This window comes from Fusibacter sp. A1 (assembly GCF_004125825.1).
Taxonomy (GTDB): Bacteria; Bacillota; Clostridia; order Peptostreptococcales; family Acidaminobacteraceae; genus QQWI01.
Genome location: NZ_QQWI01000008.1, coordinates 173,220 through 184,811, shown reverse-complemented (window position 1 = coordinate 184,811; position 11,592 = coordinate 173,220). Strand labels below are relative to the sequence as shown.

General features: G+C 42.7%; 13 protein-coding genes. 10 read left to right on the top strand and 3 right to left on the bottom strand.

The genetic code is table 11. The annotated features are described in order from the left end of the window. Positions 1–68 precede the first annotated feature (68 nt). Positions 69–2,078 (top strand): FAD-dependent oxidoreductase, encoded by a 2,010-nt coding sequence (locus DWB64_RS13035; RefSeq protein WP_164980409.1) that lies wholly within the window; start codon positions 69–71, stop codon positions 2,076–2,078. 102 nt (positions 2,079–2,180) lie between these two features. Here DWB64_RS13035 and kynU read toward each other — a convergent pair whose 3' ends face one another. Both kynU and DWB64_RS13025 read right to left on the bottom strand, forming a co-directional pair. Beyond that, a complete protein-coding gene (kynU, locus tag DWB64_RS13030; protein WP_129488684.1) occupies positions 2,181–3,455 on the bottom strand; it encodes a kynureninase in 1,275 nt (424 codons plus the stop codon). A gap of 81 nt (positions 3,456–3,536) precedes the next feature. Then, positions 3,537–3,995 (bottom strand): Lrp/AsnC family transcriptional regulator, encoded by a 459-nt coding sequence (locus DWB64_RS13025; protein ID WP_129488683.1) that lies wholly within the window; start codon positions 3,993–3,995, stop codon positions 3,537–3,539. 163 nt (positions 3,996–4,158) lie between these two features. On the opposite strand from DWB64_RS13025, the gene DWB64_RS13020 reads away from it, so the two are divergent. The 5 genes from DWB64_RS13020 to DWB64_RS19290 all read left to right on the top strand — a co-directional run bounded on the left by DWB64_RS13020 (position 4,159) and on the right by DWB64_RS19290 (position 7,547). Next, entirely contained in the window at positions 4,159–4,650 is a 492-nt protein-coding gene (locus tag DWB64_RS13020; protein WP_129488682.1) for a prolyl-tRNA synthetase associated domain-containing protein, read from the top strand. A gap of 39 nt (positions 4,651–4,689) precedes the next feature. Further along, positions 4,690–5,256, top strand: coding sequence for a class I SAM-dependent methyltransferase (locus DWB64_RS13015; RefSeq protein ID WP_129488681.1), 567 nt, complete (start codon positions 4,690–4,692; stop codon positions 5,254–5,256). Between the two features lie 44 nt (positions 5,257–5,300). After that, positions 5,301–6,164, top strand: coding sequence for a phosphotransferase family protein (locus tag DWB64_RS13010; RefSeq protein WP_129488680.1), 864 nt, complete (start codon positions 5,301–5,303; stop codon positions 6,162–6,164). 407 nt (positions 6,165–6,571) lie between these two features. Further along, positions 6,572–7,288, top strand: coding sequence for a PHP domain-containing protein (locus DWB64_RS13005; RefSeq protein ID WP_164980408.1), 717 nt, complete (start codon positions 6,572–6,574; stop codon positions 7,286–7,288). Positions 7,289–7,391: 103 nt separating this feature from the next. Further along, positions 7,392–7,547, top strand: a complete 156-nt coding sequence (locus DWB64_RS19290) for a hypothetical protein (protein ID WP_164980407.1) — start codon at positions 7,392–7,394, stop codon at positions 7,545–7,547. Positions 7,548–7,671: 124 nt separating this feature from the next. Here DWB64_RS19290 and DWB64_RS13000 read toward each other — a convergent pair whose 3' ends face one another. Next, a complete protein-coding gene (locus tag DWB64_RS13000) occupies positions 7,672–8,214 on the bottom strand; it encodes an exonuclease domain-containing protein (protein ID WP_129488678.1) in 543 nt (180 codons plus the stop codon). Positions 8,215–8,540: 326 nt separating this feature from the next. Between DWB64_RS13000 and DWB64_RS12995 the strand changes: the two genes are divergently transcribed. The 4 genes from DWB64_RS12995 (at position 8,541) to DWB64_RS12980 (ending at position 11,573) form a co-directional block, all read left to right on the top strand. Further along, positions 8,541–9,023 (top strand): peptide-methionine (S)-S-oxide reductase, encoded by a 483-nt coding sequence (locus tag DWB64_RS12995; protein WP_129488677.1) that lies wholly within the window; start codon positions 8,541–8,543, stop codon positions 9,021–9,023. A gap of 25 nt (positions 9,024–9,048) precedes the next feature. Then, complete coding sequence (locus DWB64_RS12990) at positions 9,049–9,717, top strand: hypothetical protein (RefSeq protein WP_129488676.1); 669 nt, start codon at positions 9,049–9,051, stop codon at positions 9,715–9,717. A gap of 205 nt (positions 9,718–9,922) precedes the next feature. Further along, on the top strand, positions 9,923–10,684 hold the full coding sequence (locus DWB64_RS12985) for a DJ-1/PfpI family protein (protein WP_129488675.1): 762 nt from the start codon (positions 9,923–9,925) through the stop codon (positions 10,682–10,684). Positions 10,685–10,748: 64 nt separating this feature from the next. Continuing rightward, positions 10,749–11,573: an MBL fold metallo-hydrolase gene (locus DWB64_RS12980; RefSeq protein ID WP_206736677.1), complete on the top strand. Its 825-nt coding sequence runs from the start codon at positions 10,749–10,751 to the stop codon at positions 11,571–11,573. Positions 11,574–11,592: the final 19 nt, after the last annotated feature.

The following is an 11,592-nucleotide window of genomic DNA, read 5'->3' as shown; positions in this document are numbered from 1 at the left end:
TTGTGGTTATGATAATAACATAACAACACCCCCTATGCAGGGGGTATTACGTAAAAGAGGAGTGTATTATGGAAAAAGTAATCATCATAGGTGGTGTAGCAGCAGGAGCAACAGCTGCGGCTAAAGTTAGAAGAATGTCTTCGGATGCGCATATAACGATTCTTGAAGCTGGTCCGGACATATCATTTGCAAACTGTGGACTTCCTTACTATATCGGAGGCGATATCAAGAGCCGTTCGAAATTGATTTTGCAAAGTCCTGAAAGTTTTAACGAAGCGTATCAGGTGGATGTGCATGTGAATACGAGCGCACTTAAAATTGACAGAGAAAACAAAGTCGTGTTTGCTATGAACACGCTAAGCGGCGAGGAAATGCAGCTTGACTATACAAAACTTATTTTAGCGCAAGGCGGAAAGCCTATAGCACCACCAATTGCCGGTGCCGACCAAGAGCATGTGTTTACGCTTTGGACACTTGAGGATATGGACAATATCCATTCATTCATCGAAAATCAGAAGCCAAGCACGGCGGTTGTCGTAGGCGGTGGATTTATAGGGCTTGAAATGACTGAAGCCCTAGTAAAAAGAGGTTTAAAAGTTTCTGTAGTTGAGATGAACCCGCATGTGATGGCGCTGATGGAGCCTGAAATCGCCGGTGTCATTCAAGAAGAAATGCTTGCATATGGCGTAGATATCCAAACAGGCAAGTCGGTTACTGAAATTGGTAACAAGCATGTCGTGTTAAACGACGGCACATCGGTTAGTGCGGATATGGTACTGCTTTCGATCGGTGTTCGTCCAACGCTTGTACTTGCAAAGGAAGCTGGGCTGACAATCGGTGAAGCTGGTGGTTTACTTGTAGATTCGACGCTTAAAACAAGTGATGATTCGATTTACGCTGCTGGTGACATGGTGGAAATCGAGCACCGTGTGCTTGGTAAGAAAGTGCGTATTCCACTTGCCGGTCCTGCCAATAGACAAGGTAGAATCGCTGCTGAAAATGCCCTTGGCAAAACACACAACTACAAAGGTTCGATCGGTACGTCTATCGTTAAGGTCTTTGAATCGGTTGCTGGTATTACGGGTCTTTCACTTAAGGCTGCAAGAGCTGAAGGGCTTGATGCAGATGCGATTGTTGTTCACAAGGAAAACCATACTTCTTATTACCCTGGTGCTGAAATGGTAACTGTGCTTGTTGTTTACGATAAGGCGACTGGAACGATCATTGGCGGTCAGACTGCAGGATATGATGGTGCGGACAGAAGACTGGATGTGCTTGCGACTGCTGTAGCGTCAAAACTTACAATTGCTGATTTAGCGGATATGGATTTTGCATACTCGCCACCACTTGGCAATGCGAATGACGCCATCAATATGGCTGCCTATGTTGCAGAAAACAGAAACTCGGGCTATTCTCCTACCTTGACAATCAACGAGCTTGATGCGTACTTGGACGGAAAGAAAGTACAGTGGATTGATTTAAGAGACGTGTTCTCTTTTGAGAAGTCTCATGTTGAAGGTGCGATCAGTATTCCTTTTGAAGTACTGCGTGCTTCTCTTGACAAGTTGTCGAAGGATGAACTGATCTTACTATACGACCAGACGGGTAAAAAAGGACACCAGGCGTTAAGATTACTACTTGGTGCAGGATTTACGAATGTGCTGAATGTCAGCGGTGGATTTATGAGCTTGTCCCATCACGTAAGATCAGTGAACCCAACAAGCTTTGTGCTTGAATTGCCAGCACCAGACCAAAAGGTGATCGGCGAAGAAGAGGTTGCTGTACAGGAATCAGAGGAACAGGAAGTTGCAGTAGAAGAAGCGACTGGTCCTATGATTGTTGATGTAAGAGGCCCGGATGAGTACGCTTATGGAGCGTATCCAGGTGCTATCAATATTCCTCTTGATGTGGTTGAAGAAAACTTAGAATTGTTTGGCAGCAAGGATCGACACATTATCGTCTACTGTGCATCTGGTGCAAGAAGCGCCTATGCACAAAGAATACTGCAACACCACGGGTATGAGAATATCGAAAACGGTGGCGGTATTGGTAGAATGATGGCGAATTACCAAGGTTAAGAATAGAACTTAAAAGTCCGCTTATAAAGGCGGACTTTTTTTGTTGCATGACTTATTTACTTGAGTACGCTCTTAGGTAGTGCTAAACGAGATTGACTTACTTTATAAAACCGTTTCACGCTCAGTGGTGTAGCGCTCGAAAACCTTGTCTGTCATGATCAACTTTAACGTATCGATGACACTTACGATTTCTGTGAAGGTGTTATAAAGGGCCATTGGAGCCAGTCGAATCACGTTTGGTTCTCTATAATCGGGAATGACGTTAAGGTCTCTTAGGGCAAGGCTGATACGATAGGCTTCTTCGTGTACAAGAGCCACGTGACCTCCGCGTTTATGAAAGTCCCTCGGGCTGCCCACTGAAAATCCTAGCGAAGCCAGTTGTTGATCGATACAGGCGATTAAAAACTCGGTCATTTTTATCGATTTTTCACGTAAGGCTTTAACGCCTGCCATTTCAAAAGGAACTAGGGAACCTTCAAGTGCTGCCATGGAGAGAATATGTGGAGTGCCTTGCAATAAGCCTCCGGCATCGTTTGCCTGTTCGATTTGTTGTTTTAGGGCGAATTGAGTTTCTGAACGGTTGCCAAACCATCCTGCTAATCCCGCGGTTTTTGTGAAATGTCTGCGGTTCAGATAGAGTCCGGCTGCCGAGCCGGGGCCGGCATTTAAATACTTATAGGTGCACCATACTGCAAAATCGGGTTTAACGGCGTTAAAATCGAATTCTACAGCGCCAATACCATGTGCCAGATCCCAACCGATGATGATTCCCTGCTGGTGGGCATAGTTGGTGATGACTTCGATGTCCAAAATTTGAGCGCTGCGGTACAGGACCGCAGGCAGTAATACAAGTGCCACATCTTCTTTGAGATAGGATAAAATCATTTCAGTATCAAGGGTGGTCCCATCTTCACTTGGAACGGTTACTAAGGCGTCTTCTGGTTTTATGCCCTTAAGCTTGAGGATGCTTGTGACCGCGTAGATATCGGTAGGAAAGTTTAGGGCGTCTACGACAATCTTGTAGCGCTTTTTAGTAGGCTTATAGAGTGTTGCAAGCGCTTGATGGATATTGGTTGTGATGCTGCCCAGTACGATTACTTCTTCGGGATCGGCACCGATGAGAGCACTCATTTTATTACCAAGATATCGGGGGTAATTATAATATTTGCCACCTTCGATGCCCCAAATCTTGATGCCGTGTTTTTGCCAGTCATCCAGTGCTTTTAGTACGAATTCTTTTGAGTCGATGCCTGAAAGCCCCAAGGAGTTTCCATCCATATAAATGGATTGTTCCAAGGTGTAAAAGCGGTTTCTCAACTTCTTTAGGGAATCTGCATCATCGTGCTGCTGAGCCATTTTGTGCATGTCGAAATTCATAGGTTTCTCCTCTTTAGTTGTGTTACTTTAACTTTACCAAACTGAGTAGTAAAACAATACAGAAAAACGTCGGAAAGTAAGTCACTTTTCCGACGTTTTGAAGGTGTTTGATGGGGGTAGGCTACGTGCTGGCAACGGACTGTTTAAAACAATAGAACTTTCTACTTTGCAGTAACGAATCAGTTTAGCAAGAAAATCGTGCATCGCTTGCACTGAGCTTGCGTGAGCCTTGACAAGGTAGTTTATGTTACCTGTCATACAATGGATTTCTGTGACAAAGGGTGTGGATTCCAATAAGTGTACCACCGTATCCACACTACCGACAATCTCACTGATATTCATGTAGAATGTAATTGGATAGCCTAAAAATTGAGGGTCTAAGAGTGCCTTGTAGGCGGTGATGACCTTATCCTCATTGAGGCGATAAAGGCGTTCGCTGACGCTAGGCCTTGAAAGATTGATTTTTTTTGAGATGTCAGTCACGCTAATTCGTGCATCGTCCTGTAAGCATGCTATGATTTTAAGATCGATTATATCCATTGCTTCTCCTAAGAATAGTGGTATTTATAGCACAGTTAAGTCTTGTAGCGGCTTAATTAAATGTATTCTATAGGATTAGCCCGTATTAGTCAAGAAGTGTCAGAATTATGTTACAATTAGAGGTGATCCGCTATGGTATTGCAGTATATGGAAGGGGGTTGTCATGACTGATAAAACCAACAATGAAAAAGTCTATGAGTATCTTAAGGATTTAGGAATCGAATTCGAATCGGTGAAACACGGACCTATTTTTACTTGTAATGAGGAGTGTCCTGAAATGATAGGCATTGAAGTCATGGATATTAAAAACCTGTTTTTAAGGGACAAAAAGGGCAGAAATCATTATTTGCTTGTGGTTCCATATGAGAGGGCGATTGATTTAAAAACCCTAGCGGTAGAGCTTGGAACGACTGCTTTATCATTTGCCAGCGAGGAAAGACTGTTAAGATTTCTTGGTGTCGAATCAGGTGCTGTGTCGATCTTCGGCCTTTTAAATGATACGGATTCTGAGGTTGTCTTGGTGCTTGATAAAGCGATACTAAAACCTGGTAGAGTTGGGTTTCACCCCAATAGCAATACGGAGACACTTTTATTTGATAGCAGTGATTTAGTGAAGTTTGTGGAGAGTGTTACCAATACAATTGTCTATCTGTGATCAAGGCTGATCAGCTTACTTGTATGAATTGGAGATGCTATGAACTTTTATGATGCCTTTATGGGCCCTTTGGAATCAAAAGCACTTGGCCGGTTAAGAAAAGCACTTATTACTCCCATAACAGGAACTGTACTTGAAATCGGTGCTGGAACGGGTGTGAACTTGCAGTACTATCAAGATGTGAAGCTTACGATTACAGATAAAGAGCTATCGCCCAATCTGCTGAAGTCACTCGAAAAGAATAACGCACCCATAGTGTCTGTCGCGTGTGATGTGGGGATGCTTCCCTTTGAAGATGAAACCTTTGATTTTATCGTTTCGACCCTTGTGTTTTGTAGTGTAGAGGATGTGCAGCGAGGTTTAAGCGAGCTGCACCGCGTGTTAAAAAAGGGGGGTAGGTTTATCTTTATCGAACACGTTTTACCGGCTGAACAGCCTTCGAGACTTATCTTTGATGCTGTAACACCAGTTTGGAGTAGACTGGCAGGCGGATGTCATCTAAACTGCGATTTTATCGCCTCGGTAAAGGAATCTGCGATGGTCTTAGACGAGGTTGAATACGCCATGGGGACTAAGTTTGTGGCTGGGACCGCTACAAAGCCTTAATTCGATCGGACCAGTTATAGTGAATATTGAAAAAGGGAGCAAAAATGCATAAATTTATAGATGTAATTCAAACAGCAGTGCCTGAGCTTATCATTGATTCTTCTAAACTTATCGAATGCGGACAAAACAACTACTTACTTGAAGTCAACGGCAAGTGGATGTTTAGATTTCCAAAGGCTCCAGTAAATCTTGAGGAGGATAAGTTGGAGTATCGAATTTTATCAGTACTTACAGGTCAAGTCTCGCTACCGATACCAAATCCTAGCTACGCGCAGTTGACAAGTCATGTAGAGGATTCGTTTTATGCCTATGAAAAAATTGACGGTCAGCCTCTGTTTCAAGAAGCTTTTAATTCTTTGAAAGATACTACAAAGATAGCACAGCAATTAGGAACTTTTTTGAAAACGCTACATCATCCTGATACAAAAGAGGCGCTTAGCACTCTGCTACCTGTAATCAACCCAAAAGCTAGATGGCAGGACTTATACAACCGTGTCAGAAACCATCTGTTCGGGTATATGAATGCTTCCACCATGGCAAAGGTTACAGAAATTTTTGACAGTATTATTGTAGAAGTAAGCAGTGCCGAGTTTGTTCCGTGTGTTGTTCACGGCGATTTTGGACCGAGCAATATCTTATTTGACCCCTTAAAGGAAGAAGTAACAGGAATTATTGATTTTGCAGAAATCCATATTGGAGACCCGGCGACTGACATTGCCAGTTTAGTGGGTAAATTCGGCTATACGGATGCATTTATCGATGAGCTTTCTAAAACTTATCCTAAGGCTCAGCACTACCTAAAACGAGCTAAGTGGATGACAAAGACATTCGCACTTCAAGAAGCGCTGTATGGCAGCGAGAACAATGATGAAAGAGCTTTTGAAGCAGGCATGAAGGAGTATATCTAAGAGCAGCTGATTGCCTTGAATCGCTTGTTCGCTTGGTTTGAGTGGTTTGAGTGGTTTGAGTGGTAGGTGTGTCAATTATTAAAAAGGTGATGCTTGGATTTGACACAAGTATGAAATCCGTTTATACTGTTAAAGGCGAATTAAGTATGCGTATTAGCCGCATGTCGAGTGTTGTATAACTTTCATTGTATAGCATAAGGCTTGCATTTTGGCGAAACGTGTAGTGAAAAGCGAATTTAGAACTGTGGCTTGACAAGGTTCAAATGGACCTGTCTATACTATGGAAACGTGGTATAATGATTAGCTGAAAAAGCGAAGCTTAAGCACTCTAACTCTATTATTTATAGGGTCGGAGTGCTTTTTTATTTGCAAAAATTGAAGACAAGCAAAGGCTTATGGGAGAAATTATGCACTTTATCGTTGATTTACATGTTCACACTACCGCCAGCGGTGACGCTTATAGCACGCTTATGGATTACGTAAACTATGCAAAAGAATTCAATATCAATGGCTTTGGAATCACAGAGCATGGTCCGGACAATCCTGTTGGACCTCATGAATTCTACTTTGCCAATATGAACACCATACCTAGGTTTATTGATAATGTGCTGGTGCTCAAAGGTGTGGATGCCAATATCACAGATTACGAGGGAACGCTTGATATTAAAGAGGAGCTGCTTGACGATCTGGACTATGCGATTGCATCCTTTCACGAACTTGTACTTTCTTCTGGAACGGTTGAAGAGAATACACAGGCCATTCTTGGCGCCTTAAAAAAATCAAAGGTAAGAATACTTGGAGACCTTGGTAATCCTAGATATCCTGTAGATTATAATCAGATAGTGGATGCGTGCTTGGGTGCGAATGTTGCCATTGAAGTGAATGATCGCAGACTCTTAAAAGAGGAATCAACCTCATCGGTCGAATCCTATAAAGACTTTATTCAATATGCCTATGAAAAAGGTGTGACGATCATCTTAAGCAGCGATTCGCATTTTCATGAGTCGCTTGCTGAGTTCAATAAGTGTTTTCAGCTACTGGATAGCTTAGGCATACCTCGTGATTACCCGATCAACTATAGACGGGATGTGTTCTTTGACTGGTTGAACATTGACCTTGGCTAGGTGAAACTATAAAAAATATTTATCTAATTGATATTGTTTATCAACTAAAAGGTGTGGGTATCTATTTATCATAAGCAAGACGTTAAATAAAGGAGTGATAAATATGACAAAATTCCAAGAGAAGCATATTTCTGATAAGACTTTAGAGGAGTATGAAACACTGCATACCAATTTCATCGGTAACCAGCACGAAGAAGACGGCACCCTCGATAAGGAGTTTCATGAATTCCTTTTACATGAATCAGTGAAAGAAGAGTAGATAATAATCCCCATGATTTTGATAATCATGGGGATTTCTTTTAGTCGGCTTATAAACGGGCACGCCTTAAGACATACCTAGTGTTAGGTGGTATAATATGACTAGGTAGGCACTGCTTGGCATATTACTTGAGTTGGCTTTTTACCTTGCGCATGGCTGCCTTTTTATCGGAGTGGAAGATGCGGTAGATTTCTTTAAGCATGAGGGTGTCACTTCTTACATCGTGATGCTGGGCGGAATCATCGTCTGTAAGTGCCGAGTATACTTTTTTTAGGCCTGGACGGAACTTATAGTCACAGTACTCGACAAACTCAGTTTGAAAATCGACGATGTTGAACTCAAGTTCATCGGCCAATTGCATGCTAGCCTTGTAAATCGCTTCAAGGTCTGTGTCGCCCCATACATAGATCGTGTCGTCTTGAGCGATGTTTTCTAACATTTGGTCGTAAATATCTTCGAAATAGGGCTTGTCAGAAAGGTCGTTTTGACTGATACCCGTCAGGTCGGTGCAGTAGTCAGAAACCTCGTAGTCATCGTCTTCTGGGTGGATAAAGCTTAAGAGTTCATAGCTGTCGTCTTCTGATAAAATGCAGATTGCGATGATGTCGTCTTCATAGACATCGTGTTCGTCGCAGAGAAATTCTAAATCCATAAAGAATGTTTTCATTGCATGCTCCTTTGTTAGGTCTATAGTCAATGCTAACAAGGGGTCAATGTTCTGTCAATACCTATGTGGCACGGAAAGCTCGTTTAAGGAGTTTTCGAATGAAGAAGTACTTAGAGCTAAATGGTAGTTCTCAGGCTGTGATTACCTTTATGAACAAGCTTTATAACGATTTGAACCTGGAGCAAGAAGTCAAGTCTATGGACCTGTGAGGTTAACCGAGGTAGTGGACATACAGGAAAGAATCGTACAGTCGATTAATTTGAACTGTACCCTTTGATGGATATGAAAAATTTTAAGTCAGTCGAACAATCGAAAGGGAGATCAAAATGGAAACAGTCTATTTTGCAGGTGGGTGTCTTTGGGGAGTGCAAGCTTTTATGAAGACATTACCTGGTGTTGTGGCTACTGAAGCTGGACGAGCGAATGGTAGGACACAAAGCTTAGAGGGGCCATATGACGGGTATGCGGAGTGTGTGAAAACGACGTATGAACCGGATGTGGTCTCCTTAACCGAGCTGATGAGCTATTTTTTTGAAATTATTGATCCCTATAGTCTGAACAGGCAAGGGGATGATATTGGTGAAAAGTACCGAACGGGGGTATATAGCTTATCTAAGGAGCACCTTGAAGAGGTTGAAGCCTTTATTAAATTGAGAGAGGACCGTGACAGAGTAGTGGTCGAAGTCTTGCCGCTTGCCAACTATGTGAGAAGCGCAGAGGAACACCAAGACAGGTTGACGAGGTGTCCTGATGATTACTGTCATCTTCCGGATTCGCTTTTAACAAAGTATAAAGACAATGAAGTGTGATAGATGCTGATGCAAAGGAGATGCCATGAAGAACAAATGGGTAGTACCGGGTCTAGTCGTACTGATCTTCGCTTATGTTCTGATGCAGATGAACACTCTGTCAACCAGAGTGCAGCAGCTTGAAACTCAGTTGAGAGATGAAAGTGCAATCACTGATAATTTGAAAAAGGATTTAGAGGTTTTCGGATCTAAGTTGAACTACCATGATGACTATATGGCTGGTTTTAGGCTTGAACACATCAAGTTAAATGAAAGGTACGATAACATCGAAGATGAAGTGGCTGAGGTGAAAGCTGGATTTGACCGGTTTGAGTCAGATCAGCTCTATTTAGATCAGCTACTGACCAATGATGGTAGGACCGAGTCTGTGTTCGGTTATTTTGAGAAGGCGGATGAGGATAGGATTTACATTGACTATTGTGAATGGTTAACCCACTATGACGATCAAGAGAAGCTGACCGAACTTGGAATCGAGTACGACACCCTTCCGAGCGGGTTTTATATTTTGGATGAGGACGAGACGATCGTTTCATATGAAAGGTATGAATATATGGAAAGTTATCGTTTAGTAGGCGCTATAGGTGAACGGGTCGATCCAAATTTGTTTTTAAACGAACTTGAAGAGGGAACACTGGTTATGCTTACCTTACTGGATGGTAAGATAATTACTATTATGGAGCAGTATCGTCCTTGAGAAACTATATAATTTTATCACGAGAACCATTGAAAAAAACTCATGACAAGCGCATGAGTTTTTTTTGTGCGATTATGTGACCGAATATGACCAAGTTTGTACGTTATTCATGCACATGAGGCAGAACGTGTTATATATCAATGTTTCGGGGTAAACAATACAGCGTTTAACATTGAGAAATACTATGAAAGGAAGGAGAATTATCATGGGAAAGAAAGTGCTTGTTCTTGCTTCAAATTATGGCCTTTGGGCCGAAGAACTTCAGGCGCCGTGGGATATTATGAAATCCGCGGGTTTTGATCTCACTTTGGCAACCTACAAAGGCATGACTCCGTTACCTGGTTCGATGAGTATGGATCCAGACTTTATTGATCCCCAGCAGGGGGTGGCGATGAATCCGCAGAAGGTGATCGACCGTGTCAATGAGATTCTGGATACGGGTGAATGGGATAATTCGATTAAGTTTTCAGATGCTGACATGGATCAGTATGACGCTCTTGTCATGGTGGGTGGCGCAGGTTCTCCCCTTGATATCGCAGGTAATCTGACGGTTCATGAACTGATCTACAAAGCATATAAGAGTGGTAAGATAATCGGCGCCCTATGTTATACGGTGGGTGCGCTGGCATTTACCAGGGATCCCGAAAATGACTATAGAAGTGTGATTTACGGTAAGAAGGTAACTGCACATCCGCATGAATGGGACTTTGTGGGGGATCATAATTTTGAGTTCCATCGTCCTACTCCGACTAATCCGGATATGAAGCTTATGATTAACGGTTTTCTTTTTCCTTTGCAGTTTATGGTGGAGGATGCTGTCGGTGACAGAAAGTTAGTTAGCGCAGATCCGACGACGAGTCGTGAAAATCCATGCGTGATCTACGACCATCCTTTTGTGACAGGATTGTCCGTTGAATCGTCATCGGCCTATGGTCACAAACTGGTCGAAGTCATAAACAAAATGTAGAAACGAACGTGAAGTGATTTCATTCACGGATACTACTTGACTTGACCATGTAAAGGAGATTTTTATGGAACAGTTAATGAAACCCTTTGATGTAAAGGTGATAGATCTTTCAGAAGAGGTTCGCATTCACACGTTCATCTGTCCCGAGGACTTCTTGTCTGTCGCGACACATGTCATCGAAGGCCCGAACAAGCTCATTGTGGTTGACGGGCAGCTTGTCAATTACTATGCTCATGCGTTTCGAAAGTATGTAGATGATATTGGTAAGCCTATCGAACGCGTATACCTATCACATGACCATCCCGACCACTTCTTTGGTCTGAGCGCCGCGTTTTACGATTTACCGATATATGCCTTGCCTGAAACGATCGATTCACTTATAGAAAGCGGTGAAACCATTCGAAGTGAACTTAAGCACATTTTTGGAGAAGGTGTACCGGATTTTATTGTGATACCTGAGCATAAAGTGGGGCTTGACGACCAGTTGATTGACGGTATCAGGTTTTCTTTTGACCGGGTCACAGATGCCGAAGTGAAGTTTCAGCTAGTGATCAAACTACCCGATTACGGTGTGACGATTTTACAGGACTTGCTCTATAGTGGCAGTCACGTATATATCGAAAGCACCGCACTTGAAAACTGGACGGATTACCTTGAAGAGATGGCAACGCATGAAAAGATGCTGTTTATGCCTGGACACGGTGAACCTGCCGATCACAAGGAGGTCTTAGCGAATATTGACTACATTAAGACGGTCGTCGGATTGGCTATTAAATATCAGCCGGATGTAGCAGCGTATAAGGCTGCGGTGCTTGAGTTATACCCTGACAGAATGGCTCCTCAGATTATCGATATCTACGGACCAAGATTGTTCGGTGAAACTCAGTAAAGCAAAACAATCAGTTTAT